The organism is Arenimonas sp., assembly GCF_036275555.1.
Classification (GTDB): Bacteria; Pseudomonadota; Gammaproteobacteria; order Xanthomonadales; family Xanthomonadaceae; genus Arenimonas.
The window spans coordinates 1-23,741 of sequence record NZ_DASUDO010000006.1 but is presented as its reverse complement, the minus strand read 5'-3'; the positions used below and the strand labels follow the sequence as shown (position 1 = coordinate 23,741).

Annotated in this window: 24 protein-coding genes, 1 tRNA gene and 1 other RNA gene; 12 read left to right on the top strand and 14 right to left on the bottom strand. The window is 70.4% G+C overall.

Annotated elements, in window-relative coordinates; translation table 11 throughout:
• Window positions 1–42: 42 nt before the first annotated feature.
• Together VFV21_RS01065 and crp are read right to left on the bottom strand one after the other, a co-directional pair.
• Entirely contained in the window at window positions 43–504 is a 462-nt protein-coding gene (locus VFV21_RS01065; protein ID WP_329667710.1) for a GNAT family N-acetyltransferase, read from the bottom strand.
• Between the two features lie 3 nt (window positions 505–507).
• Window positions 508–1,179, bottom strand: a complete 672-nt coding sequence (gene crp / locus VFV21_RS01060) for a cAMP-activated global transcriptional regulator CRP (protein WP_052574982.1) — start codon at window positions 1,177–1,179, stop codon at window positions 508–510.
• Window positions 1,180–1,369: 190 nt separating this feature from the next.
• Between crp and speD the strand changes: the two genes are divergently transcribed.
• Entirely contained in the window at window positions 1,370–2,164 is a 795-nt protein-coding gene (speD, locus tag VFV21_RS01055) for an adenosylmethionine decarboxylase (protein WP_034209981.1), read from the top strand.
• A 195-nt stretch (window positions 2,165–2,359) separates the two neighbouring features.
• Here the strand turns inward: speD and coq7 are convergent, their stop codons facing one another.
• Window positions 2,360–3,004, bottom strand: a complete 645-nt coding sequence (coq7, locus tag VFV21_RS01050) for a 2-polyprenyl-3-methyl-6-methoxy-1,4-benzoquinone monooxygenase (RefSeq protein WP_329667709.1) — start codon at window positions 3,002–3,004, stop codon at window positions 2,360–2,362.
• Window positions 3,001–4,134: a (Fe-S)-binding protein gene (locus VFV21_RS01045; protein WP_329667708.1), complete on the bottom strand. Its 1,134-nt coding sequence runs from the start codon at window positions 4,132–4,134 to the stop codon at window positions 3,001–3,003. The genes coq7 and VFV21_RS01045 overlap by 4 nt, the downstream gene beginning before the upstream one ends.
• 98 nt (window positions 4,135–4,232) lie before the next feature.
• Here VFV21_RS01045 and rplM point away from each other — a divergent pair, with 98 nt between their 5' ends.
• The 4 genes from rplM to VFV21_RS01025 all read left to right on the top strand — a co-directional run bounded on the left by rplM (window position 4,233) and on the right by VFV21_RS01025 (window position 6,565).
• The gene (gene rplM / locus VFV21_RS01040; protein ID WP_034210735.1) at window positions 4,233–4,673 is read left to right on the top strand and encodes a 50S ribosomal protein L13; all 441 of its coding nucleotides are present in this window, start codon (window positions 4,233–4,235) and stop codon (window positions 4,671–4,673) included.
• 9 nt (window positions 4,674–4,682) lie between these two features.
• The gene (rpsI, locus tag VFV21_RS01035) at window positions 4,683–5,075 is read left to right on the top strand and encodes a 30S ribosomal protein S9 (protein ID WP_034210737.1); all 393 of its coding nucleotides are present in this window, start codon (window positions 4,683–4,685) and stop codon (window positions 5,073–5,075) included.
• Window positions 5,076–5,105: 30 nt separating this feature from the next.
• Window positions 5,106–5,179 (top strand) — tRNA-Gln (locus VFV21_RS01030).
• A gap of 327 nt (window positions 5,180–5,506) precedes the next feature.
• Window positions 5,507–6,565, top strand: coding sequence for a cyclic nucleotide-binding domain-containing protein (locus VFV21_RS01025; RefSeq protein WP_329667707.1), 1,059 nt, complete (start codon window positions 5,507–5,509; stop codon window positions 6,563–6,565).
• A 169-nt stretch (window positions 6,566–6,734) separates the two neighbouring features.
• Here the strand turns inward: VFV21_RS01025 and rpiA are convergent, their stop codons facing one another.
• The 7 genes from rpiA to VFV21_RS00990 form a co-directional block, all read right to left on the bottom strand.
• Window positions 6,735–7,388, bottom strand: coding sequence for a ribose-5-phosphate isomerase RpiA (gene rpiA, locus VFV21_RS01020; protein ID WP_034210741.1), 654 nt, complete (start codon window positions 7,386–7,388; stop codon window positions 6,735–6,737).
• Window positions 7,389–7,401: 13 nt separating this feature from the next.
• On the bottom strand, window positions 7,402–7,863 hold the full coding sequence (locus VFV21_RS01015; protein ID WP_329667706.1) for an EVE domain-containing protein: 462 nt from the start codon (window positions 7,861–7,863) through the stop codon (window positions 7,402–7,404).
• Window positions 7,864–7,870: 7 nt separating this feature from the next.
• Entirely contained in the window at window positions 7,871–8,446 is a 576-nt protein-coding gene (locus VFV21_RS01010; RefSeq protein ID WP_329667705.1) for a 5-formyltetrahydrofolate cyclo-ligase, read from the bottom strand.
• Window positions 8,447–8,449: 3 nt separating this feature from the next.
• Window positions 8,450–8,635, bottom strand: a non-coding RNA gene (gene ssrS, locus VFV21_RS01005) — 6S RNA.
• A 106-nt stretch (window positions 8,636–8,741) separates the two neighbouring features.
• Window positions 8,742–9,035: a cell division protein ZapA gene (locus VFV21_RS01000; RefSeq protein ID WP_034210747.1), complete on the bottom strand. Its 294-nt coding sequence runs from the start codon at window positions 9,033–9,035 to the stop codon at window positions 8,742–8,744.
• Complete coding sequence (locus VFV21_RS00995) at window positions 9,032–9,253, bottom strand: TIGR02449 family protein (RefSeq protein ID WP_034210749.1); 222 nt, start codon at window positions 9,251–9,253, stop codon at window positions 9,032–9,034. The genes VFV21_RS01000 and VFV21_RS00995 overlap by 4 nt, the downstream gene beginning before the upstream one ends.
• A 32-nt stretch (window positions 9,254–9,285) precedes the next feature.
• Window positions 9,286–11,571 carry a putative bifunctional diguanylate cyclase/phosphodiesterase gene (locus tag VFV21_RS00990; RefSeq protein WP_329667704.1) on the bottom strand — a complete coding sequence of 762 codons (2,286 nt, stop codon included), beginning with the start codon at window positions 11,569–11,571 and terminating at the stop codon, window positions 9,286–9,288.
• A gap of 160 nt (window positions 11,572–11,731) precedes the next feature.
• Between VFV21_RS00990 and VFV21_RS00985 the strand changes: the two genes are divergently transcribed.
• Window positions 11,732–12,283, top strand: coding sequence for a UPF0149 family protein (locus tag VFV21_RS00985; RefSeq protein WP_329667703.1), 552 nt, complete (start codon window positions 11,732–11,734; stop codon window positions 12,281–12,283).
• Window positions 12,284–12,290: 7 nt separating this feature from the next.
• Window positions 12,291–13,601, top strand: a complete 1,311-nt coding sequence (locus VFV21_RS00980; protein WP_329667702.1) for an aminopeptidase P N-terminal domain-containing protein — start codon at window positions 12,291–12,293, stop codon at window positions 13,599–13,601.
• A 180-nt stretch (window positions 13,602–13,781) separates the two neighbouring features.
• On the opposite strand, the gene VFV21_RS00975 is transcribed toward VFV21_RS00980, so the two are convergent.
• Both VFV21_RS00975 and VFV21_RS00970 read right to left on the bottom strand, forming a co-directional pair.
• Window positions 13,782–14,207: a DNA polymerase III subunit chi gene (locus VFV21_RS00975; RefSeq protein WP_034210755.1), complete on the bottom strand. Its 426-nt coding sequence runs from the start codon at window positions 14,205–14,207 to the stop codon at window positions 13,782–13,784.
• Window position 14,208: 1 nt separating this feature from the next.
• Window positions 14,209–15,681: a leucyl aminopeptidase gene (locus tag VFV21_RS00970; protein WP_329667701.1), complete on the bottom strand. Its 1,473-nt coding sequence runs from the start codon at window positions 15,679–15,681 to the stop codon at window positions 14,209–14,211.
• A 128-nt stretch (window positions 15,682–15,809) separates the two neighbouring features.
• Between VFV21_RS00970 and lptF the strand changes: the two genes are divergently transcribed.
• Window positions 15,810–16,892: an LPS export ABC transporter permease LptF gene (gene lptF / locus VFV21_RS00965; RefSeq protein ID WP_034210759.1), complete on the top strand. Its 1,083-nt coding sequence runs from the start codon at window positions 15,810–15,812 to the stop codon at window positions 16,890–16,892.
• Window positions 16,889–17,992 carry an LPS export ABC transporter permease LptG gene (gene lptG, locus VFV21_RS00960; RefSeq protein WP_329667700.1) on the top strand — a complete coding sequence of 368 codons (1,104 nt, stop codon included), beginning with the start codon at window positions 16,889–16,891 and terminating at the stop codon, window positions 17,990–17,992. Before lptF ends, lptG begins: the two co-directional genes overlap by 4 nt.
• A 3-nt stretch (window positions 17,993–17,995) precedes the next feature.
• On the opposite strand, the gene VFV21_RS00955 is transcribed toward lptG, so the two are convergent.
• The gene (locus VFV21_RS00955; RefSeq protein WP_329667699.1) at window positions 17,996–18,442 is read right to left on the bottom strand and encodes an RDD family protein; all 447 of its coding nucleotides are present in this window, start codon (window positions 18,440–18,442) and stop codon (window positions 17,996–17,998) included.
• 45 nt (window positions 18,443–18,487) lie between these two features.
• On the opposite strand from VFV21_RS00955, the gene xerD reads away from it, so the two are divergent.
• The 3 genes from xerD to purL form a co-directional block, all read left to right on the top strand.
• The gene (gene xerD, locus VFV21_RS00950) at window positions 18,488–19,441 is read left to right on the top strand and encodes a site-specific tyrosine recombinase XerD (protein WP_034210765.1); all 954 of its coding nucleotides are present in this window, start codon (window positions 18,488–18,490) and stop codon (window positions 19,439–19,441) included.
• 82 nt (window positions 19,442–19,523) lie between these two features.
• Complete coding sequence (locus VFV21_RS00945) at window positions 19,524–20,336, top strand: thioredoxin fold domain-containing protein (protein ID WP_329667698.1); 813 nt, start codon at window positions 19,524–19,526, stop codon at window positions 20,334–20,336.
• An 82-nt stretch (window positions 20,337–20,418) separates the two neighbouring features.
• A partial coding sequence (purL, locus tag VFV21_RS00940; protein WP_329667697.1) for a phosphoribosylformylglycinamidine synthase occupies window positions 20,419–23,741 on the top strand: 3,323 nt, incomplete at its 3' end.

Sequence of the window (23,741 nt, the reverse complement as noted above, 5' to 3'; positions counted from 1 at the left end):
AATATTTGTTTCAAACAAATATTTACTCTGACCCCTTTTTGGTCAGTCGCCGAGGCGTTTGAGGAAGCGCAGGGCGCTTTCGTTGAAGCCGCAGGCGTTGTAAAAGGCGTGGGCCTCGGTGCGGTGGGTGGCGGAGGTGAGCTCGATGCGCGCCGCGCCGGCCAGGCGGGCGCGGTGCTCGGCCTCGCGCAGCAGCATGCGGCCGACGCCGCGGCGCTGTTCGCCGTCGGAGACCACCAGCGCCGTGATGCGGCAGGTGCGCGCGCCCAGCGGCAGGTAATACATCAGGTCCAGCGCCAGCAGCCCGACCAGGCAGCCGTGGCGGTCGGCGACCAGGATTTCCTGGTCGGCCTCCTCGGCCAGGGCCCGCAGGCGGTTCGCGGCTTCGGCGCGGTCGCAGGGGTAGCCCAGCACGCCGAGCAGGGTGGCGACGCCGGCGGCATCCTGGGCCGTCGCGGGACGGACCAGCAGGGAATCGGTGCCCGCGACGCCGGACCGGCCCATGCTTCAGCGGGTGCCGTACACCACGACGGTCTTGCCGCGGGCGTGCAGCAGGTTCTGCTCCTGCAGCTGCTTGAGCACGCGGCCGGCCATCTCGCGCGAGCAGCCCACGATGCGCGCCAGCTCCTGGCGCGACACCCGGATCTGGGTGCCCTGCGGGTGCGAGAGCGCATCGGGCTCGGCGCAGAGGTCGTGCAGGGTGCGGATGATGCGGCCGCTGACGTCGAGGAAGGCGAGGCGGCTGGCCTTGCGGCTGGTGTCGAGCAGGCGCTTGGACAGCTGCAGGCCGATCGCGTACAGGATGCGCGGGCACTCGGCCTGCAGCGGGCCGGCGAAGAGCTGGTGCAGGCGGTCGTAGTTGATCTCGGCCAGCTCGCAGGCGCTGCGGGTGCGGACCACCACGGCGCGGGCGTCGGCGGCGAAGAACAGGCCCATCTCGCCGATGAACTCGCCGGCGTTGACGTAGCCCAGGATCAGCTCGCGGCCATCGGGCTCCTCGCTTACCACGCTGAGCGAGCCGCTGACCACGTAGTGCAGCGAGGTGGCGGGCGCCCCGGGCCGGAAGACGTCGGTGCGGGACGGGTAGCGGCGCCGGTGGCAGTGGTCGAGGAAGCGGCCCATGGTCGCGGCATCGGGCGCCAGCGGGCTGTTGACCAGTTTCGGCGGCTGGATCGACATGTTCGGCGAACTCCTGTTCTGACGGCGCCAAGGCGGGCTCTGGAGGCCCCTGCAAGCATTCAGCTTAGGCCGGTAACGTGCCCCGGGCAATGCCGGCGAGGCCCCCTCCGGCGCCAAGGTTCCCCCGGGGGGCGGTTTGGCCGATAATGCGCCCCCTCGCTCCACCCCCTCCGCATACGGGAATGCCCACGTGGTCAAGCCACTGCCTCGCCTCCGGCTCCAGGGTTTCAACAACCTCACCAAGGCGTTGAGCTTCAACATCTACGACGTCTGCTACGCGGTCTCGGAAGAGCAGCGCCAGCGCTACATCGAGTACATCGACGAGGCCTACAACGCCGAGCGCCTGACCCAGATCCTGACCGACGTGGCCGAGATCATCGGCGCCAACATCCTCAACGTGGCCCGCCAGGACTACGATCCGCAGGGTGCCTCGGTGACGATCCTGATCTCGGAAGAGCCCGTGATCGACAAGAAGGCGGCCGGCAAGGAGCTGATCTCCGACGCCGTGGTGGCGCACCTGGACAAGTCGCACATCACCGTGCACACCTATCCGGAAACCCACCCGCACAACGGCATCGCCACCTTCCGCGCCGACATCGACGTGGCCACCTGCGGCGTCATCTCGCCGCTGAAGGCGCTGAACTACCTGATCGAGTCCTTCGAGTCCGACATCGTGGTGATGGACTACCGCGTGCGCGGCTTCACCCGCGACGTGAAGGGCAAGAAGCACTACATCGACCACAAGATCAACTCGATCCAGGACTTCCTGTCCAAGCCGATCAAGAACAAGTACGAGATGATCGACGTCAACGTGTACCAGGAAAACCTGTTCCACACGAAGATGCACCTCAAGGAGTTCGACCTCGACACCTACCTGTTCGAGGAGAAGGCCAAGAACCTCGGCTTCAAGGACCGCATGCGCATCGAGAACCAGCTCAAGCGCGAGATCGTCGAGCTCTTCAACGGCCACAACCTGGCCGACTGAACCGCCTCGCTGCTTCGCGAAAAACGGCCCGGTGCGCAAGCCCCGGGCCGTTTATTTTTGGCCACTGATGAACACTGATAAAAGCAGATAGGACAATGAATTATTAGTGGGCGTCGCCGAGAGTGAGGCTTTGTTGGCGATCAACCGCCAGAAGCATTATCAGTGTTCATCTGTGTTCATCCGTGGCAAAAAAAATCAGCCGCGGTAGGCGATGGCCTTCATGACGCGCGAGGTGAGGGCCATCAGGCGGGGGATGGGGGAGGGCAGGACGCGGGCGCCGGCGGCGAGGGCTTCGTCGGCGTGGCGGGCCTCGTCGGACTTCATGGTGCGCAGGATCGCGCGGCTGCGCTCGTCGCCCGGGGGCAGGGTGGCCAGGTGTTCCTCGAGGTGGGCCTCGACCTGGCGTTCGGTCTCGACCACAAAGCCGAGGTTCCAGCCATCGCCGCGCAGGCCTGCGGCCAGGCCGATGGCGTAGCTGCCCGCGTAGAACAGCGGGTTGAACAGGCTGGGCCGGCTGTCGAGCTCGCGCAGGCGGTCGGCGCACCAGGCCAGGTGGTCGGTTTCCTCCTGCGCGGCGTGCTCGAGCTGGGCGCGGGTGGCGGCGTCGCGGGCCACCGCGGCCTGGCCGACGTACAGCGCCTGCGCGCAGACCTCGCCGGTGTGGTTGATGCGCATCAGGCCGGCGGCGTGCCGGCGTTCGGCCGGGTCCAGCGTGGCCAGCGGCAGCTCGCCGGCGGGGTTCGGGCGCTCCGCGCGGGCCTGCCCCAGCGTGGTGCCCAGGGCGTGCTGGGCCTCGATCAGGATCCGGTCCAGCGGGCTGAAGTGGCGGGTCGCGGTCATGCCAGGTGCTCGGCGAGGAAGTCGATGGGATGGCGCACCGGCATTTTAAGCCCGGGCGCCAGGTGCAGGCGGCAGCCGATGTTGGCCGACAGCAATACCGTGGCACCGCTGGCCGCCACGGCGGCGTGAACCGGACCTCGCAGGGCCGCGGCCCGCGCCGGGAACGCCACCTGGTGCAGGCCCGCGGCGCCGCAGCAGCCGGCGTCGGGCAGCACCACCAGGTCGAGCCCGGGGATGCGGCCCAGCAGCCGGCGCAGGGCCGCGCCGCTGCGCTGGGTGCAGGGCAGGTGCAGGACCACGCGCCCGTGCGCAGGGCGGAAGGCCAGCCGGTCGCCGAGCGCATCCAGTGCCGCCAGGGCGTCCTCGGCGCGGCCGTCCACGCTGCGCGAGAGGCTGTCGAGGCAGCCGCTGGCCAGGCACAGCACGCGGTCGCGGCCCTGGAAGGCGGCGCGGTTGGCGTCGCCGAGGCGGGCGGCCGTGGCGGCGTCGCCGGCGTGCGCGGCCGCGGCGCCGCAGCAGCCCTGGCCCTCCGGAATCTCGACGTCGAGGCCGGCCGCGGCCAGCAGGCGGGCCAGCGCGGCGCGGCTGCCGGACTCGTGGCGGTCGGCGATGCAGCCGGCGAACACGGCCAGCCTCTCGCGCCCCGCCGGCGGGGGCAGCGGTTCACGCGGGGGCGGCGGCAGGGCGGGGCGCAGCGCGGCGGGCAGCCACGGCGTGGCCACGCGCTGGAAATCGAGCAGGCGGCCCAGCAGCGACGGTCGCGCCAGCAGCCAGCCGGCCACGCGCTCGCGCCGCGGCGGCGGCGTCCGCTGGGCCTGCGCGGCCCGTGCGCCGAGCAGCAGGGCGCCGTATTCGACGCCGGCGGGGCAGGCCTGTTCGCAGCGGCGACAGCCCAGGCAGTGGTCGAGGTGGGTGTCGCCGGCGGGCGTGGGCTCGAGCTGGCCCGAGGCGACGGCGCGGATGTAGGCTATGCGGCCGCGCGGGGATTCGGCCTCGCTGCGGTCCAGCCCGTAGGTCGGGCAATGGGGCAGGCAGAGCCCGCACTGCACGCAGCGGTCGGCCAGCGCCACCAGGCCGGCGGCAGGCGCGCCGGGCGCGGGGTGGGGGGCCGTTTCGGGCGGCGTGGGCATGGCGGGATGCTAACACGGCGTGATTCCGGGCTTGCACGGGCCCAAAAGGGCCGCTATCATTCCGCCTCTTTCCACCCCGATTTCTATTTGGAGCCGTCATGAAGACCATGACCGTCAGCGCCAACGCCCAGACCGTCAAGCAAGACTGGTACGTGGTCGATGCCAGCGGCAAGACCCTGGGCCGCCTGTGCTCGGAACTCGCGCGCCGTCTGCGCGGCAAGCACAAGCCGGAATACACCCCGCACGTTGATACGGGTGACTACCTCGTCGTGATCAACGCCGAGAAGATCCACGTCACCGGCAACAAGCTGCAGGACAAGAAGTACCACCGCTTCACCGGCTACGTCGGCAACCTGAAGACCGAGTCCCTCGGCCAGGCCCTCGACGCCCACCCGGAGCGCGTGATCGAGATCGGCGTCAAGGGCATGCTCCCGAAGAACCCGCTCGGCCGCGCCATGTTCCGCAAGCTCAAGGTGTACAAGGGCTCGGAGCATCCGCACACCGCCCAGCAGCCGCAGGCTCTGGACTTCAAGGCTTAAGGCACAGACATGGCTATCCAGCAGAACTACGGCACCGGCCGTCGCAAGTCCTCCACCGCCCGCGTGTTCATGCGTTCGGGCACCGGCAAGATCGTCGTCAACGGCCGTCCGGTCGACGAGTTCTTCGGCCGCGAGACCTCGCGCATGATCGTGCGCCAGCCGCTGGTCGTCAGCCAGATGGGCGACAAGTTCGACTTCACCGTCACGGTCGAGGGCGGTGGCATCACCGGCCAGGCCGGCGCCATCCGCCTGGGCATCGCCCGCGCGCTGGTCGAGTACAACGACACCCTGAAGCCGGAACTGCGCAAGGCCGGCCTCATGACCCGCGACGCCCGCGAGGTCGAGCGCAAGAAGGTCGGCCTGCACAAGGCCCGCCGCGCCACCCAGTTCTCGAAGCGCTAATCGTTTCGTAAACTGGCGGCGTCCCCGAATTGGGGGATCGTCTAATGGTAGGACTGCAGACTCTGACTCTGCCTATCTAGGTTCGAATCCTAGTCCCCCAGCCAAAATGAAGAGGGCCCCCGAAAGGGGGCCCTCTTCATTTTGGCTGGGGGGAAGGTAAGTCGAACCTCGCTCGAGAAAATTGCCAGGAACAATTTTCGTCGCCGAAGGCGACCCGTAGCGAAGCGGAGGGCCAGGCACATGGAGGTGCCTGGCAATCCTAGTCCCCCAGCCCCCGCGAAGCGGGCGCTTCGCTCCTTGTGGGAGGGACTTCAGTCCCGATGCGTTCCGCCGAAGAGCTTCGGGACTGAAGTCCCTCCCACAGGGAGTCGGCTACCGCATCCCGCCCGACCAGCTATAGACTCAAGCTATCCGCCCCGGAGCCAAGACCCATGCCCGTCCCCGCCGACCACCTGGCCCGCCTGTTCCCGCTCGAATCGCTGCGCCAGGAAACCCGCGACCAGCTGGCCCGCGAGGCGTCGGTGTCCGATTACGGCCGCAACGAGAACGTGTTCGAGGCCGGCGACCTGGACGAGGACACCATCTACCTGCTCGACGGCGAGCTGCGCTGCAACTACCCCGATGGCCGCAGCGTCGCCCACGTCGCCAACGCCCCGCACGGCCGCTATTCGCTCAACGACGCGGTGCCGCGCCGCTTCACCGCCAAGGTGGTGTCGTCCAAGGCGCGGGTGATGCGCATCGACCGCCGCTACCTCGAGAAGCTGATCACCTGGGACCAGCTCAGCCGCGACGAGAACTACCGCCACTTCGGATCGGCCCCTGGCGGCAACAACTGGGTGTTCCGCCTGCTGCGCAGCCAGGCCTTCGCGCGCCTGCCCACCGGCAACATCGAGAAGATGTTCCAGCTGTTCGAGCCGGTGAGCGTCAAGCCCAGCGAGATCGTGATGCGCGAGGGCGACGCGCCGGATTATTTCTACGTGGTGCGGGAAGGCACGGCCTCGATCTCGAAGTACCTCGACGGCGCGCCGCAAGTGGTCGCCTACCTGCGCGAGGGCGACACCTTCGGCGAGGACGCGCTGCTGTCGAACCTGCCCCGCAACGCCACCGTGCGCATGATGCAGGGCGGCCAGCTGATGCGGCTTTCGCGCGAGGCCTTCGAGGCCGTGCTCAAGCCGCCGATGCTGTCGTGGGTGCTCCCGGCCGAGGCCGCGCGCCTGGTGCAGGGCGGCGCCGCGCTGCTGGACGTGCGCATGCCCGAGGAACACGCGCAGCGCGCGATCGACGGTTCCGTCAACGTGCCGCTGTACCGCCTGCGCGAAGACATCGCCAACGTGCTGCCCTCGGGCGCGCGCGTGGTCGTGTACTGCAACACCGGCGAGCGCTCGGCCGCCGCCGCCTTCGTGCTCAAGCGCCTCGGCTATGAAGTGAGCGCGCTGCATGGCGGCCTCGGCGCCATGCTGCGCCTGCTGGCGGCCAACGCCCCGGCGTGAGCCGCGTTGGCAGCGACGCGTGGTTGAGGTGGACTTCAGTTCCAGCCTGAATAACCGGCGGTCAACTTTTAGGAAATAGTGAAGAGGAGATAGGAAGTAGTGAAGAGCGGAACCCCGCTTTTACTATCTCCTATCTCCTCTTAATTATTTCCTCTCTTTCAAACACCCACTACCTCGCCACCACCCGCACCTGCCCATTGATGATGACGTCATCGGCCGGCCGCGCCGCGAACAACCCGCAGGCCACCACGCCGACGATCTGGTTGAGCTTGGCCTCCAGGCCCACCGGGTCGGTGATGCGCCAGTGGTGCACGTCGAGGATCCAGTTGCCGTTGTCGGTGGTCACGCCTTCGCGCCACACCGGCTGGCCGCCGAGCTCCACGATGCGGCGCGCGACCAGGCTGCGCGCCATCGGGATCACTTCCACCGGCAGCGGGAACTGGCCCAGCACCTCGACCTGCTTGGCCTCGTCGATGATGCAGATGAAGCGCTCGCTGGCCTCGGCGATGATCTTCTCGCGCGTGAGCGCCGCGCCGCCGCCCTTGATCAGCCGGTTGTACGGGTCGCACTCGTCGGCGCCGTCCACGTAGAGCTTGAGCGGGCCGACCGCGTTGAGGTCGAACACCGGGATGCCGTGCGATTTGAGCTGGCGCGTGCTCTGCTCGGAGCTCGACACCGCGCCCTCGATGCGGCCCTTCATCCGCGCCAGGCCGTCGATGAAGAAGGCCACGGTGGAGCCGGTGCCGACGCCGACCACGGTGCCGTCCTCGACGTATTCGAGCGCCTTCTCGGCGGCGAGTTTCTTCTGTGCGTCGCGGGACATCGGCGGCTCCGGCTTATTCGAGGGAAAGGATGTGCTTGTACTGCGCGGCGGTCACCGGCAGCACCGAGAGGCGGTTGCCGCGGCGGAGCAGGGCGAAATCCTCGCCCAGCGTTCCGGCCTCCGCGCGCATGTCGTCCAGCGACACCACGCGCTTGAGCTTGCGCACGAAGCCAACGTCCACCAGCCACCAGCGCGGCTCCTCGGGCTTGCTGGCGGCGTCGTAGTAATCGGATTTCTTCTGGAACTGGGTCGGGTCCGGGTAGGCCACCGACACCACTTCCGCCAGCCCCGCCACGCCGGGCACGGCGCAGTTGGAGTGGTAGAAGAGGATGCCGTCGCCGACCTTCATGTCCTTCATCATGAAGTTGCGCGCCTGGTAGTTGCGCACGCCGGTCCAGGGCTCGCGGCCCACCTTTTCCAGGGCCTCGATCGAGAACTCGTCGGGCTCGGATTTCATCAGCCAGTATTTCCTCATGCCGGCATTATCGCCCGAACGCGCGGAATCCGGCTTCGGTCGCGATCGCGTCCAGCGGCACGTCCCAGTCCTCGGCGACCAGGCCGTCGGTCTCCTGGCAGGCGTAGCCGACGCCGACCAGGCGGGGCGGTGCGGCCCGCCCGCGGCGGAAGCCGAAGGCGCGGTCGTAGTAACCGCCGCCCATGCCCAGCCGCGTGCCGTCGCGGGCGAAGCCGAGCAGGGGCAGCAGCACCACGGCCATATCCGACGGCGCCAGCGTGGTGTCGGCCACCGGTTCAGGGATGCCATAGCGATTGGGCGCCAGCGGGTCGCCCGCGCGCCAGGGCGCGAAGCGCAGGCCGCCGTCGGGCATGGCCACCGGCAAGCACCAGACCTGGCCGGGCGCGAGGCGCAGCTGCACGGCGTGCAGGGGCAGTTCGCCGTTCACGGCCCAGTAGCCGGCGACGTAGCCGGGCTCGCGCAGTTCGGGGCGTTCGCCCAGGTGCCGGGCGACGGCGTCGGCGGCCGCGAGGCGTTCGCCGGGGCGCAGGGCCGCGCGGCGGGCGCGCAGATCGGCGCGGAGGTCGGCGCGCGTCGAAGTCAAAGAAGTTCCTCCACCATGCCGATGCGTACGAAACGACCTTGATCCCAGGGATCAAGTGGGTACCCGATCCGCCGCTTCAGGCTTTCCGCAACAGGGCGGACATGCACACCGCGGTCGGGGCGGATTCCCGGGTCGTGTTTATGGGACAAGGCGTAATGTTAGGCACGCTGTCGAACACGGCAGAGGACGCCCCGATTATAAGCCTGGCCCCTAACGGAAGGGTGAACGCGGCTCCCCAAAAAAGGGGTCAGAGTAATTATCCATTTCAAACGGATAATTACTCTGACCCCTTTTTCTAGCGGGGGGCGTCGAAGAGGCCGTCGAGCTTGCGGTTGAGTTCGCCCAGGGTGCGGGCGAGGGCCTGGTCGCGCTGGTCGGCGGCCTGCCTGAGCTGCTGCAGCTCGTGGGCGAGGTTGAGTGCGGTGAGCACGGCGACGCGGTCGATGGCCGCCATGCGGTTGCTGCCGCGGACTTCGCGCATGCGGGCGTCGAGCAGCTGCGCCGCCGCCACCAAGCTGTCGCGTTCCGAGGGCTCGACGCCGACGGTGTATTCGCGGTCGAGGATCTTGACGTTGACCGGCTCGCTCACGCGTTGTGCTCCAGCGACTTGAGCCGCGTGATCATGGCTTCCACCCGCGAACGGGCCTGCTCGTTCTTGTTCAGCAACGCGGCCCGCTCGGCGACCAGCTGCTCCTGGCCCTGGCGCAGGCTCTTGTTCTCCTCGAGCAGCCGGCGATGCTGCTCCGCCAGGCGCTCGAAGCGCTCGGCCAGGGCCTGGAGCTGGGCAATCGGATCGTTCGGGCTCATCGCGGCCACCTTAGGCGGGGCGGGGGAAGGGGTCAATACGGGGCCGGGATGGCGGCCACGGTGCCGGGCTGCCAGCTGCGGATGAAGGCCAGGCAGCGGTGCGAATCCAGGGGCGGCGACAGCCAGAAGCCCTGGATCTCGTCGCAGCCCTGCTCGCGCAGGTAGCTCAGCTGCTGCTCGCTCTCCACGCCTTCGGCGATCACGTTCAGGCCCAGCGAGTGGCCCATGGTGATGACGGTGGCGGTGATGGCCTCGTCGTCGGGGTCGCGGGTGAGGTCGCCGATGAATTCCTTGTCGATCTTCAGCGTGTCGATCGGCAGGCGCTTGAGGTAGACCAGCGAGGAATAGCCGGTGCCGAAGTCGTCGATGGCGAGCGTGATGCCGAGCTTGCGCAGCTCGTTGAGCACGTGGGTGGTCTGCTCGGCGTTCTGCATCACCATCGACTCGGTGACTTCCAGCTCGATGCGGTTGGCCGGCACGCCCAGGTCGTGGATCAGGCTGCGCAGCGTGAGCGGCAGGTTGCCGCGCAGCAGCTGCAGCACCGAGACGTTGATGCCGATCGAAATCTCGCTCAGGCCGTGGCCGCGCCAGCGCTTGAGCGTCTGCAGCGCCTCGCTCAGCACCCAGTCGCCGATCTGCAGGATCAGGCCCGATTCCTCGGCGAGCGGGATGAACACGGTCGGCGGGATTTCGCCCAGCTCGGCGCTGTGCCAGCGCAGCAGCGCCTCGACGCCGGTGATGCGGCCGTCGGCCAGCGCCATGCGCGGCTGGTACACGAGCCGGAACTCGCCGCGGTCGAGCGCCTTGCGCAGCGAGGCCAGCACGGTGGCGCGGCGGCGCGACTCGGCGTCCATGGTTTCGTTGTAGATCTGGTAGGTGTTCCGGCCCTCGGCCTTGGCCTGGTACATGGCCGTGTCCGAATACTTCAGCAGGTCGGTCGGCACCAGCGCGTGGTCGGGGTAGAGGCTGATGCCCAGCGACGGCGTGATCGACACGTCGTGGCGCTCGTCCACCTCGAGCGGCATCGAGAACGCGGTGAGGATCTCGCGCGCCATGCGCTCCACCGCCGGGATCGACTCGACGTCCTCCAGCACCACCGTGAACTCGTCGCCGCCCAGGCGCGCCACCGTGTCGGAAGCGCCGACCGTGGCCTGCAGGCGCGTGGCCGCGGCCTTGAGCAGGCGGTCGCCGGCGGCGTGGCCCAGCGAATCGTTGATGTCCTTGAAGCGGTCGAGGTCGAGGAACAGCACCGCCACCCGCGTTTCCTGCCGGCGCGCGCGCACGATGGCGCGGCCCAGGCGCTCGCTCAGCAGCGCGCGGTTGGGCAGGCCGGTCAGGGTGTCGTAGTTGGCGAGGTAGCGCAGCTCCTGCTCGGCGCGCTTCTTGTCGGTGATGTCGTTGACCACCGCGACGAAGTGGCTGCGCAGGCCCATCGCGTCGCGCACCTCGCTCATCTCGATCCAGCCGAGGAACTCCTCGCCGTCCTTGCGCTTCTGCCACATCTCGCCGGCCCAGTGGCCGGTGCGCTCGAGCACGTCGCGCACGCGGCGGTAGAACTCGGCGCTGTGCTGGCTGGAGTCGAGCAGGCGGCTGTTCTGGCCGATCACCTCTTCCTCGCTGTAGCCGGTGATGCGCGAGAAGGCCGGGTTGACCGAGATGAAGCGGAAGTCGAGGTCGATCACCGCCACGGCTTCGCTCATCGAGCGCAGCACTTCCAGCGCCACGCGGCGCTCGCGCTCGGCGCGGCGGATGATGGTGATGTCGCGGGCGGTGCCGGCCATGCGCAGCGGGCTGCCGCTGGCGTCGCGCTCGACCACCTTGCCGCGCGAACGCACCCAGACCCACTCGCCGCGCGCGTTGCGGATGCGGTGCTCGGACTCGAACACGTCGGTGTGGCCGACGATGTGTTCCTGCAGCAGCTTCTGCACCCGCGGCAGGTCCTCGGGGTGGATCGAGTGCGTGCGCCAGTCGTCGGTGCTCAGCTCCTCGCGGCTGCCCTGGCCCAGCAGCTGGTTGGCGCCGAGGCGATAGAGGCTGTTCTCGCGGATGTTCCAGTCCCAGAACTCGTCGCCGGAGCCCCATAGCGCCAGGTTCAGCCGCTCCTCGCGCTCGCGGATCTCGCCGAGCAGGGACGTTTCCTGGCGCCGGCGGTGGGTCCAGACCCGCCACAGCAGCCAGCCCAGGAACAGGGCGATGGCGAACAGCACCAGCTGGAGCGCGAAGCCGGAGCCCGGTGCGTGCGGGGCCTGGGCATGGACGGCCGCGGGCGCGAGCATCGCCCCGAGGCTGAAGGCCGCGAGGCCTCGCCCCGGACGCATGCCACTGATTCGCGAACGCGCCATTGGGCCCGGATTTCCCCTGATTACGATCACCCCTGAACTACGGCAGTGTAGGGTGGCGCTAACACCGCCACAAGCGCCGTCCGGCCGGCGCCGGCGGGCCTTGCTAGAATGCGGCCACCCCGCCAGCCCCGATCCCATGCCAGACGCCCAGTTGCCCGACCACGCCGAACTCGTCGCCGAACTCCAGGGCCTGGAGGCCGGTCTCGAACCCTGCGAGCTGCACGGCTCGCTGTGTGGCTACCTGTCGGGCGGCGGCAAGCACGATCGCCGCACCTGGTTCGCGCAGGTAATGGCCGATCCGCTGCTGTCGGCGCCGGAAGCGGACGGCGCGCTGGACCGGCTGTACTCGGCCAGCACCCGCCAGCTGGAATCGCCCGATTTCGAGTTCGAGCTCCTGCTGCCCGCCGAAGGCCACCCGGTCAGCGAGCGCGGCGACGGCCTGGTGGCCTGGTGCCGCGGTTTCCTCGGCGGCTTCGGCCTGGCCGCCGGCGCCAAGCCGCCGCTGTCGGACGAATCGGAGGAAGCGCTCGGCGACATCGCCCGCATCGCCGCCAGCGACCTCAGCTACGAGGACCCGGAGGCCGATGCCGCCGCGCTCGAGGAAGTGTCCGAGTTCATCCGGGTCGCGGTGATGCTGCTGCACAGCGACTGCGTGCTGGGTCCCCGGCACCGCCGCAAGCTCAACTGAGGCGACCGTGATCAAGGCCGCCGAGTTCGCCCGCCGCCGCAAGCAGCTCATGCGCATGGCGGACGACGACGCCATCATCATCCTGCCCAGCGCGCCGCTGCGCGTGCGCAGCCACGACACGCATTTCCCCTACCGCCAGGACAGCGATTTCTGGTACCTCTCCGGGTTCCCGGAGCCCGAGGCGGTGCTGGTGCTGGTGCCGGGCCGCAAGCACGGCGAGGCGCTGCTGTTCTGCCGCGAGCGCGACCCCGAGCGCGAGGCCTGGGACGGCCCGCGCGCCGGGCCGGAGGGTGCGGTGGAGGCCTTCGGCGTCGACGACGCCTACCCGATCGCCGACCTCGACGAGATCCTGCCCGGCCTGCTGGAAGGCCGTTCGCGCGTCTACTACCACTTCGGCCGCGACACCGAGTTCGACCTCAAGCTGATCGGCTGGGTGAACCGCGTGCGTTCGCAGGTGCGCCAGGGCGTGCAGCCCCCGCACGAGTTCCTTGAGCTGGGCCACCTGCTGCACGAGCTGCGCCTGTTCAAGAGCGCGGCCGAACTCAAGCTGATGCGCGAGTCGGCCCGCATCGCCTGCGAGGCGCAGCGTGCGGCGATGCTCGCCACCCGCCCCGGCGGCCGCGAGTACGAGGTCGAGGCCGCGCTGCAGTTCACGTACCGCCGCAACAACGCCGTCGCGGCCTACGAGCCGATCGTCGGTTCGGGCCCGAACGCCTGCGTGCTGCACTACCGCGACAACAACGCGCCCACCGCCGACGGCGACCTGCTGCTCTGCGACGCCGGCGCCGAGTACGCCGGCTACGCCTCCGACATCACCCGCACCTGGCCGGTGAACGGCCGCTACTCGAAGGAGCAGCGCGCGCTGTACGAGGTGGTGCTGGCGGCGCAGCACGCCGCGCTGGCCAAGGCCCGCCCGGGCCAGCCCTGGATCGCCGGCCACGACGCCGCGGTGGAAGTGCTGTCCGAGGGCCTGCTGTCGCTGGGCCTGCTCAAGGGCTCGCTGAAGTCGGTGCTGGCCAGCGGCGCCTACAAGAAGTTCTACATGCACAAGACCGGCCACTGGCTGGGCCTGGACGTGCATGACGTCGGCGAATACAAGCTCGCCGGCGAGTACCGCGAGCTCGAGCCCGGCATGGTCTTCACGATCGAGCCCGGCCTCTACATCGCCCCCGGCGCCAAGGGCGTCCCCGCGAAGTGGCAGGGCATCGGCATCCGCATCGAGGACGACGTCCTGGTGACGAAGGCCGGGCACGAGGTGCTGACGGATGCCGTGCCGAAGGCGGTGGATGAGGTGGAGGCGGTGTTGGCGGGGCGTTGAAGGCCGGGGGCGGTGGGGGGAGAGCCGTACGGGAGCAGGAAATAGGGAAGAGGAGGTAGGAGATAGTGGTGAGGGGCCGAGGACTGGTTGAAAAAAATGGGCCTCCGCGCTAGCGCGCCGTCGCAACGCTTTTCACTATCTCCTACCTTCTCTTCACTATTTCCTGCTTTCCCCCACGCCTCACATATCGTGCTTCGCGACATCCAATCCCCGCGCCACGTATTGCTTCCAGCGTTCACGCAGCGGGCCGCGCGCGGAGTCATCGGCGGGGACGACTTCCAGCACGCGGTCGAAGCCGTCGGGGACGGCCTCGTCGCGGAGGTTGAGCACGAGCGGGCGCAGCGCCGCATCGTGTTCGGGCGCGGCGATCAGCACCGGCACTTCGTCCTCGTCCTCGTCCGCGCCGACGATCTGGTGCGGCACGTAGGCATCCGGGTCGAAGGACCACAGCAGGTCGTCCAGCATCTCGGCCTGCGCGCTGCTGGCGCACAGCACCAGCATCGGCAGGCCGGCGTCGCTGGCCTTGCGGGCCAGCTCGCAGGCGAGCAGCAGCGGCTGCTCGCGGAAGCGTGGCTTGCCGATCAGGTAGAAATCGGCGCGCGCCATCTCAGCCGGCCTGGTCGATCAGCCACTGCGTCAGCAGGCCGACCGGGCGGCCGCTGGCCAGGCCTTTGCGGCCGTCGCCATTGGCGACGCCGGCGATGTCCAGGTGCGCCCAGCGCTGGCCTTCGGTGAAGCGGGCGAGGAAGCAGCCCGCGGTGATCGCGCCGGCGTTCTTGCCGCCGATGTTGTAGACGTCGGCGAAGGCCGACTCGAGCTGGGTCTGGTACTCGTCCCACAGCGGCAGGCGCCAGGCGCGGTCGAACACGGTGTCGCCCGCTTCCAGCAGCTCGTTGGCCAGGTCGTCGTGCTTGCTCATCAGGCCGGCCGCGAACTTGCCCAGGGCGACCACGCAGGCGCCGGTGAGGGTGGCGACGTCGACGGTGGCCTGCGGCTCGTACTTCTGCACGTAGGTGAGCGCGTCGCACAGGATCAGGCGGCCCTCGGCGTCGGTGTTGCCGACTTCGATCGTCTTGCCCGACATCGAGGTGAGGATGTCGCTGGGGCGGTAGGCGTCGGCGTCGGGCATGTTCTCGACCGCCGGCACCACCATGACCAGGTTCACCGGCAGCTGCATCTTCGCCACCGCGGCGAAGGTGCCGATGACGGTGGCGGCGCCGCACATGTCGAACTTCATTTCCTCGATGCCGCCCTGCACCTTGAGGTTGATGCCGCCGGTGTCGAAGGTGATGCCCTTGCCGACCAGGGCATGCGGCTTGGCCTTGCCCGCGCCGGTGTAGCGCAGCACGATCAGGCGCGGCGGGTTGGCCGATCCGCGGGCCACGGCCAGCAGCGAGCCCATGCCCAGCTTCTCCATGTCGGCGCGCTCGAGGATCTCGGCCTCGACGTTGGCGTGCTCGGCGGCGATCTTGCGGGCGGTGTCGGCCAGGTAGCCCGGGTTGCAGATGTTCGGCGGCAGGTTGCCCAGCTCGCGCGCCAACTCCACGCCGGCGGCGATTGCGAGGCCGCGCGCGAAGTCGGCGCGCTGCGCGTCCGCGCCCAGCACGGCCAGTTTCGCCAGGCCCGGCTCGTCCTTCTTGCTGCGGGTGGCGGTGTAGCGGTAGGCGGCGTGGTCCGCGGCGATCACGGCCTGGCGCACGTTCCAGCCGGCGTCGCGGCCGCCGACCGCGATCTCGGGCAGGGTGAGCAGGGCGCTGTCGGCCGGGCCGGTGCGCAGCGCGCGCACGGCGTCGGCGACCGCCTTGAGGTACTGCGGCACGCCGAACTTGCCGGCCTCGCCCAGGCCCACCACCAGCACGCGCGGCGCGGCGATGCCGGGCACGTCGGGCAGCAGGGCGGTGCGGCCGGTCTTGCCGGAGAGGTCGCCACGGGCGGCGAGGGCGGCGAGCTTGCCGCCGCTGGCCTTGTCCACGGCCTGGCCCGAGGGCGCGAAGCGGCCGTCGGCGAACAGGCCCACCACCAGGCAATCGGTGGCGGCGGTGGCGGGATCGGCGTGGTTCAGTTGAAATTCGAGGGCCATGGTCTGGGATTCCGTACAATCGAAGGGGATTCGGGGCAGGCCTGCCAATTGTGGCGGCCCGCCGTGATGACCCCGCGATTCTAGCAACTCAGCCCCACGCCCACTCCCGCCCCGGCCAGGACGCCCCATTGCTGCTGATCGAACGCTACCTGCTGCGCCAGTTCGTCCTCAGCGTGGCCGCCGTGGCCGCGATCCTGCTGATGGTGGGCCTGGGCGGCCTGCTGGTGGACCTGATGTCCGACATCGCCCGCGGCCAGGTGCCGGCGGCGCTGTTGCTGTCGCAGCTGGGCCTGCGCTCGCTGCAGGTGCTGCCCCTGCTGATGCCGCTGGCGCTGTTCGTCGGCCTGCTGCTGGCCGTGGGCCACCTGTATGGCGACAGCGAGATGGCCGTGCTGTCCTCGGTGGGCCTGGGCCCGCAGAAGCTGTGGCGGCCGCTGCTCATGGTCACGCTGCCGGTGGCCGTGATCGTCGCGCTGAGTTCGCTGTGGCTGGCGCCGGCCGGCGCCCGCATCGCCCGCGACATGATCGAGACCGCCAACCGCAGCTTCCTGGTCGCCGGGCTCGAGGCGGGGCGCTTCCTCGAACTGCCCGGGCGCGCCGGCATCCTCTACGTCGGCGAGCTGAGTAGCGACGGCACGCGCTTCCGGCAGATGTTCGTCCAGACCGAGCGCGATGGCCGCCTCGACGTGATTACCGCCCGCGACGGCGAGATCTTCTTCGACGAGGAGACCGGCCGCTTCCTGCGCCTGCGCGATGGCTTCCGGGTGGAGGGCACGCCGGCGGCCAAGGATTTCCGGCTGATGCGCTTCGACCAGAACGAGCTGCGCATCCCCGACCGCGAGGTCGAGGCCGAGGCCGAGGAGATCGAGGCGCGCCGCACCCGCGAGCTGCTGGCGCAAACCGACGCCGCCGCGCGGGCCGAACTGCACTGGCGCATCGCCACGCCGCTGCTGACGCTGGCGCTGGGCTTCCTGGCCATGCCGCTGGGCCGCGGCGAGCCGCGCCAGGCGCGCTACGGCCGCATCCTCGCGGCGCTGCTGATCTACATCAACGCCATGGCCCTGCTGATGCTGGGCAAGGGCTGGCTGGCCACGGGCGCGCTGCCGGCCTGGGCCGGCCTGTGGTGGCTGCTGCTGCCGATGGCGCTGCTGGCCGGGTGGCTGTTCCGCACCGACGGCCGCCTGCGCCGCCCGCGCCCGGTGCCGGCATGATCGCCCGCCTGCGCCCGCGCATCATCGACCTGTACCTGGCGCGCACGGTGCTGCTGACGGCGCTGGCCACCTGGGCGGTGCTGCTGGGCTTCGACCTGATGACGGCGCTGTTCAACGAGCTCGACGAGGTGGGCGAGGGCGGCTACACGCTCAGCCACGCCGTGCTCTACACCGCCTACACGGTGCCGCGGCGCATGTACGAACTGTTCCCGACCGTGGCCCTGATCGGCTGCGTGCTCGGCCTGGGCGGGCTGTCGGCGCGCTCGGAGCTGACCGCGATGCGCTCGGCGGGCATGTCGCGGCTGCGCATCGGCCTGGGCGCGCTGCTGTCGCTGGGCCTGCTCACGGCGCTGATGATGGTCAACGCCGAGACAATCGCGCCGCGCGGCGAGCAGAACGCGCAGGCGGTGGCGAACGCGGCCAAGTCGGGGGACATGGTGGTGGCCCGCCTGTCGGGCCTGTGGCTGCGCGAAGGCAACAGCTACCTCAACGCCCGCGATGGCGCCCGCCGCGAATCCGAGGACGGCGCCTGGACCGAACTGCAGGGCGTGCGGCTGTTCGAGTTCGACGACGAGGGCCGGCTCGTGTCGCTGGCCGAGGCCCGGATCGCCGAGCACCGCGAGGACGGCTGGCGCCTGCGCGACGTCACCCGCGTGCGCTTCACGGGCCGCGCCGTCTCCAGCGAAACCATCGCCGAGGAGCGCTGGGAAACCGCGCTCGACGCCGACGCCCTGGCGTCGGCCGCCAAGCGGCCGCGCTACCTCAGCGCGGCCGAACTGCAGCGCAACATCGAATACATGGAGCGCAACGGCCTCGACGCCAAGGCCTTCGAGAACGCCTACTGGGCGCGCTGGTACTACCCGGTGAACGTGGCGGTGCTGTGCCTGGCGGCGCTGCCGTTCGCGTTCGGTTCGCTGCGTTCGGGCGGCTTCGGCAAGCGGCTGTTCACCGCCATCGTCATCGGCGTCGCCTACCTGCTGGCGCAGCGGCTGGTGGTTAGCCTGTCGGATGTCTACGACTTCGATGCGCGGCTGGCCTACCTGCTGCCGCCGGTGGCGCTGCTGGTGCTGTGCTGGGGCCTGTTCGCGCGGCGCGAGTAGCGGCTAGCGCTGCAGCCGCACCAGCACGGTGCCGCTGGCGAGGTCGTGCCAGGTGCGGCGGTCGCGGTCCACCAGCGACCACAGGAAGCCCAGGCCGGCGGCGCCCAGCGACACGATCGAAACCGCGTAGCGCAGCCAGAGCTGCTTCGCCGTCGCGAGGCGGCCGTCGGGCGTGGTCACCTTCAGCCGCCACGGCCGCATGCCCAGCGTCTGCCCGGCGCGCCGCCACGACCACACGGCATACAGGCCGCTGACGCCCGCGCAGGCCAGCCACAGCACCAACTGGCCCGCGCTCCACGGCGCGAACGCCTCGTGGCTGGGCCGCAGCAGCAGCGCCAGGCCGCTCACGGCGAACCACAGCGCGATGTTCGGCATCGCGTCGTAGACCAGGGCGAGCACGCGCCAGGCCAGGTTGGCGGGGCGGGCGACGGGGGCGGCGGCATCATTCATGCGCACAGCATAGCGGCGCCGGCGGGGCCTCGCTAAGCTGTCCCGATGCCTTCCTCGCGCCCCGCCGACCGTCGCGCACGTGCCCAGGCGCTGCCGCCGGCGGCGCCGCAGGATGAGCGCGCGATCGCCGGCTTCCTCGACCGCGCCTGGGCCGAGTCCGGGCTGTCCAAGCTCACGCTCGACAGCTACCGGCGCGACCTCGAGGGCCTGGCGCGCTGGCTGGCCACGCGCGGCCGCGACCTCGCCGGCGTTGATCGCGAAGTGCTCTACGACTACCTCTCGCGCCGGACCACCGACGGCTACGCCGCGCGCAGCAACGCCCGGCTGCTGTCCGCGCTGCGCGCCTTCTACGGCCAGCAGGTGCGGATGGGCCTGCGCGAGGCCGACCCGACGGCGCTGCTCGATCCGCCCAAGCTGCGCCGCTCGCTGCCCAAGGCGCTGTCCGAAAGCGAAGTCGAGGCGCTGATCAACGCACCCGACACCGACACCCCGGCCGGGCTGCGCGACCGCGCCATGGTCGAGCTGATGTACGCCACCGGCCTGCGCGTGAGCGAACTGGTGAACCTGCCCGCCACCGCGCTGAACCTGCGCCAGGGCGTGGTGCGGGTGATGGGCAAGGGCAGCAAGGAGCGCCTGGTGCCGCTGGGCGAGGAGGCGCAGCACTGGCTCGAGCGCTACATCGCGCAGGCCCGCCCGGCGCTGGCCGGCGGCCGGGCGGCGGCGCCGCTGTTCCTGGGGCGGGGCGGCGAGGCCATCAGCCGGCAGCAGTTCTGGAACGTGGTCAAGCGCCTGGCCCTGCTGGCCGGCATCGACCCGGCCAAGGCCAGCCCGCACGGCCTGCGGCACAGCTTCGCCACCCACCTGCTCAACCACGGCGCCGACCTGCGCGCGCTGCAGATGCTGCTGGGGCACAGCTCGCTGTCCACCACCCAGATCTACACCCTGGTCGCGCGTGAAGGCCTCAAACGCCTGCACCAGCAGCACCACCCCCGTGCCTGAAGCCGCGCCGCCCGTGCCACAATCGGCGAACTTCCCGCCCCGGCCGCGGTCGTAGCCGCACTGATTCCGAAGGACGCCCCGAATGATCCGTCGCACCCTGCCCGTCGCCCTCCTGCTCAGCCTCACCGCCTGCGCCGCCGAGCCGCAGCCTGCCGGGGCGCCCGCCGCCGCGCCCGCCGCCGCCGCGGCCACCGCCGCAACGGCCCCGGCCGGCACCGAAGCCAAGGTCCGGGCCGCGCTCGAGGCGCTGGCGCCCGGCGCCGAGATCGGCACGATCGCCGCCTCGCCGATCGCGGGCTACCAGGAGGTGGTGCTCGAGGGCCGCGTCATCTACGTCTCCAACGACGGCAAGTACCTGATCCAGGGCACCCTGTTCGACATCGCCGCGCGCGAGAGCCTGACCGGCGCCAGCGAGGCGGTGATCCGCAAGGACCTGCTGGCCACCATCGGCACCGACCGCCGCATCGTCTTCGCCGCGGCCGAGCCCAAGCACGTGGTCACGGTGTTCACCGACATCGACTGCGGCTACTGCCGCCGCCTGCACGAGCAGATGGCCGACTACAACAAGCTCGGCATCACCATCGAGTACCTGTTCTACCCCCGCGGCGGCATCGGCTCGGAGTCCTTCGAGCAGGCCGTGGCCGTCTGGTGCTCCCCGGACCGCAACCGGGCCCTGACGGAAGCCAAGGCCGGCAAGATCCTGCCCAAGGCCAACTGCACCAACCCGGTGACCATGGACTACGACCTGGGCCGCCGCATGGGCCTGGACGGCACCCCGGCCATCTACACCCCCGACGGCGTGCAGCTGGGCGGTTACCTGGAGCCCGAGGCCATGCTGTCCCGCCTGAACGACCTCGCCGCCAAGGCCGCCAAGCCGGCCAAGCCCGCGGGCTGAGCCCGGCGGAGCGACCCGACCGGGCCGCGGGCCCGGTCTTGCTCTACAATACGGCGCTCGTTTCCCACGGAATTGTGCGGACATGATCGTCCTAGAGGGCCTGCCGGCCCTGTCGCCCTTCCGGCGCGACCGTCTCCAGAACCGCCTGCAGCAGATCGTCGACGGCCTCCGGGTCACCGGGGCCTGGCATGCCTACTTTGTCGAGCCTGAATCCGGCGCCTCGCCGGACCTGGCGGCGCTCGGCCGCATCCTCGAGGGCTGCACGGGCAGCGAGCCGCTTGCCGACGGCGCCCAGTCCCGCTTCGTGGTGCCGCGCCTGGGCACGCTGTCGCCCTGGTCGAGCAAGGCCACCGAGATCGTGCAGGGTGCCGGCCTGGCCGTGAAGCGCGTGGAGCGCGGCCTGCGCCTGGACCTCGCCGGCCTGCCGCCCGCCGGCGACCCGCGCTGGCCGAAGCTGGCGCGTGCGCTGCACGATCCGATGACGCAGTCGCTGCTGGCCGCGCGCGAGGACGCCGCGAAGCTGTTCGTGCAACTGGCCCCGGGCGCGCTGGAGCGCATCCCCGCCGCCACCCTGGCCGAGGCCAACCTGCGCCTGGGCCTGGCGCTGTCGCCGGACGAGATCGAGTACCTGCAGGCCCGCTACGCCGAACTCGGCCGCGATCCGTCCGACGCCGAGCTGATGATGTTCGCGCAGGCGAACTCCGAGCACTGCCGCCACAAGATCTTCAACGCCGACTGGACCATCGACGGCGAGCCGCAGCCGCTCTCGCTGTTCCGCATGATCAAGAACACGCACGCGAAGTCGCCGCAGCTCACGCTGACCGCGTACAAGGACAACGCCGCGGTGGTCGAGGGCCATCCGGCCGCGCGCTTCCGCGCCGACCCCGGCAGCGCCGAGTACGGCCACGGCGCGCCGGTGGATTCCGCCTTCTGCATCAAGGTCGAGACCCACAACCATCCCACCGCGATCTCGCCCTTCCCGGGCGCGGCCACCGGCGCCGGCGGCGAGATCCGCGACGAGGGCGCCACCGGCCGCGGCGGCAAGCCCAAGGCCGGCCTCACCGGCTTCTCGGTCTCGCACCTGCGCATCCCGTCGCTGCCGCGTCCGTGGGAAGCCGAGCGCCCGCTGAACCCGCGCATGGCCACCGCCCTCGAGATCATGACCGAGGGCCCGATCGGCGCCGCCGCGTTCAACAACGAGTTCGGTCGCCCCGCGCTGGCCGGCTATTTCCGCAGCTTCGAGCAGCCCACCGACCAGCCGGGCCTGACCCGCGCCTACGACAAACCGATCATGCTGGCCGGCGGCCTTGGCGCGATCGACCGCAGCCAGGTGAAGAAGCTCGACCTGCGCCCCGGCGACGCCGTGGTGGTGCTGGGCGGCCCGGCGATGCTGATCGGCCTGGGCGGCGGCGCCGCCTCGTCGGTGGACGCCGGCCAGAGCTCGGAAGACCTCGACTTCGCCTCGGTGCAGCGCGAGAACCCCGAGATGCAGCGCCGCTGCCAGGAAGTGATCGACCGCTGCTTCGCCCAGGGCGAGCGCAACCCCATCCTGACCGCGCACGACGTCGGCGCGGGCGGCCTGTCCAACGCCATCCCCGAGCTGCTGCACGACTCCAACGTCGGCGGCGTGATCGAGATGGCCAGGATCCCCAGCGACGACCCCTCCCTGTCGCCGATGCAGCTGTGGTCGAACGAGGCGCAGGAACGCTACGTGCTCGGCGTCGCCGCCGACCGCATCGCCGACTTCGAGGCGATCTGCCGGCGCGAGCGCGCCGTGTTCGCCGTGGTCGGCTTCGCCACCGCCGAGGAGCGGCTGGTGCTGAAGGCGCCCGACGGCAGCCTGCCGATCGACCTGCCGATGGACGTGCTGTTCGGCAATTCGCCGCGCATGCACCGCGACACCCAGCGCGTGCCCGCGCCGCGCTGGCCGCGCCTGGACGTCGGCAAGCTCGAGCTGCGCGAAGCCGGCCTGCGCGTAATGTCGCACCCCACGGTCGCGTCGAAAAACTTCCTGGTCACCATCGGCGACCGCAGCGTCGGCGGCCTGTGCTCGCGCGACCAGATGGTCGGCCCCTGGCAGCTGCCGCTGGCCGACGTCGCGGTCACGCTGACCGGCTTCAATACCGCCGCCGGCGAAGCGATGGCGATCGGCGAGCGCACGCCGCTGGCCCTGATCGACGCCGCCGCCTCGGCGCGCATGGCCGTCGGCGAAGCCATCACCAATCTGGCCGCCGCCGGCGTCGCCTCGCTGTCGGAAGTGAAGCTGTCGGCCAACTGGATGGCGGCCGCCTCGTTCCCGGGCGAGGACGCGCTGCTGTTCGACGCGGTGAAGGCCGTGGGCATGGAGCTGTGCCCGGAACTCGACATCGCCATCCCGGTCGGCAAGGACTCGCTGTCCATGCAGGCCCAGTGGCAGGCGCCGGAAGGCCCGCAGAAGTCGGTGTCGCCGGTGTCGCTGGTGGTCACCGCGTTCGCGCGCGTCGCCGACGCCGGCCAGACGTTGGTGCCGGTGCTCGACCGCAGCATTGATTCGGAGCTCTGGCTGATCGGCCTGGGCGCCGGCGCCCGGCGCATGGGCGGTTCGATCCTGGGCCAGGTGCACGCGGCCTTCGGCGGCGCCAGCCCCGACCTCGACGAGCCCGAGCGCCTGCGCGATTTCTTCGCGCTGGTGCAGGCGGCGCGTGCCGACGGCCTGCTGCTGGCCTACCACGACCGCTCCGACGGCGGCGCCTTCGCCGCCCTGTGCGAGATGGCCTTCGCCGGCCACTGCGGCCTCGAGATCAACCTCGAGGGCTGGGGCGAGGATCCCTTCACCACGCTGTTCAACGAAGAGCTGGGTGCGGTGGTGCAGGTCGCCGCGGAGGACCGCGTGGCCTTCGCCGACCTCGTCAACCGCCACCAGCTCACGCACTGCGCGCAGCGCATCGGCCGCCCGACCACGGCGCCAGTGGTGCGCGTCAGCGACGGCGCGCAGGTGCTGGCCGAGTGGGGCTGGCAGGAACTGTTCGGCGCCTGGTGGTCGGTGACGCACGCCATCCAGGCGATGCGCGACGACCCCGCCGGCGCCGATGCCGAGCGCGAGGCGCGGCTCGACTTCGCCGATCCCGGCCTGTCGCCGAAGCTGTCCTTCGATCCGTCCGAGGATGTCGCCGCGCCGTGGATCCACACCGGCGTGCGCCCTCGCATCGCGATCCTGCGCGAGCAGGGCGTCAACGGCCAGGTGGAAATGGCCGCAGCCTTCACCCGCGCCGGTTTCACCGCTGTGGACGTGACCATGAGCGACGTCATCGACGGACGCGCGGCGCTCAAGGACTTCAAGGGTTTCGCCGCCTGCGGCGGATTCTCCTTCGGCGACGTGCTCGGCGCCGGCGAGGGCTGGGCCAAGTCGATCCTGTTCAACCCGCG

What these genes read in the sequence shown, in the direction of transcription:
- VFV21_RS01045 (WP_329667708.1), bottom strand. Translation starts at nt 4,134, where the DNA reads ATGCCCACGCCGCCCGAAACGGCCCCCCACCCCGCGCCCGGCGCGCCT.
- crp (WP_052574982.1), bottom strand. Translation starts at nt 1,179, where the DNA reads ATGTCGATCCAGCCGCCGAAACTGGTCAACAGCCCGCTGGCGCCCGAT.
- VFV21_RS00995 (WP_034210749.1), bottom strand. Translation starts at nt 9,253, where the DNA reads ATGAGCCCGAACGATCCGATTGCCCAGCTCCAGGCCCTGGCCGAGCGC.
- VFV21_RS01015 (WP_329667706.1), bottom strand. Translation starts at nt 7,863, where the DNA reads ATGAGGAAATACTGGCTGATGAAATCCGAGCCCGACGAGTTCTCGATC.
- VFV21_RS00975 (WP_034210755.1), bottom strand. Translation starts at nt 14,207, where the DNA reads ATGGCGCGCGCCGATTTCTACCTGATCGGCAAGCCACGCTTCCGCGAG.
- xerD (WP_034210765.1), top strand. Translation starts at nt 18,488, where the DNA reads ATGCCTTCCTCGCGCCCCGCCGACCGTCGCGCACGTGCCCAGGCGCTG.
- VFV21_RS00985 (WP_329667703.1), top strand. Translation starts at nt 11,732, where the DNA reads ATGCCAGACGCCCAGTTGCCCGACCACGCCGAACTCGTCGCCGAACTC.
- coq7 (WP_329667709.1), bottom strand. Translation starts at nt 3,004, where the DNA reads ATGACCGCGACCCGCCACTTCAGCCCGCTGGACCGGATCCTGATCGAG.
- rplM (WP_034210735.1), top strand. Translation starts at nt 4,233, where the DNA reads ATGAAGACCATGACCGTCAGCGCCAACGCCCAGACCGTCAAGCAAGAC.
- rpiA (WP_034210741.1), bottom strand. Translation starts at nt 7,388, where the DNA reads ATGTCCCGCGACGCACAGAAGAAACTCGCCGCCGAGAAGGCGCTCGAA.
- VFV21_RS00970 (WP_329667701.1), bottom strand. Translation starts at nt 15,681, where the DNA reads ATGGCCCTCGAATTTCAACTGAACCACGCCGATCCCGCCACCGCCGCC.
- lptG (WP_329667700.1), top strand. Translation starts at nt 16,889, where the DNA reads ATGATCGCCCGCCTGCGCCCGCGCATCATCGACCTGTACCTGGCGCGC.
- rpsI (WP_034210737.1), top strand. Translation starts at nt 4,683, where the DNA reads ATGGCTATCCAGCAGAACTACGGCACCGGCCGTCGCAAGTCCTCCACC.
- VFV21_RS00955 (WP_329667699.1), bottom strand. Translation starts at nt 18,442, where the DNA reads ATGAATGATGCCGCCGCCCCCGTCGCCCGCCCCGCCAACCTGGCCTGG.
- VFV21_RS00945 (WP_329667698.1), top strand. Translation starts at nt 19,524, where the DNA reads ATGATCCGTCGCACCCTGCCCGTCGCCCTCCTGCTCAGCCTCACCGCC.
- VFV21_RS01065 (WP_329667710.1), bottom strand. Translation starts at nt 504, where the DNA reads ATGGGCCGGTCCGGCGTCGCGGGCACCGATTCCCTGCTGGTCCGTCCC.
- VFV21_RS01025 (WP_329667707.1), top strand. Translation starts at nt 5,507, where the DNA reads ATGCCCGTCCCCGCCGACCACCTGGCCCGCCTGTTCCCGCTCGAATCG.
- VFV21_RS00990 (WP_329667704.1), bottom strand. Translation starts at nt 11,571, where the DNA reads ATGCGTCCGGGGCGAGGCCTCGCGGCCTTCAGCCTCGGGGCGATGCTC.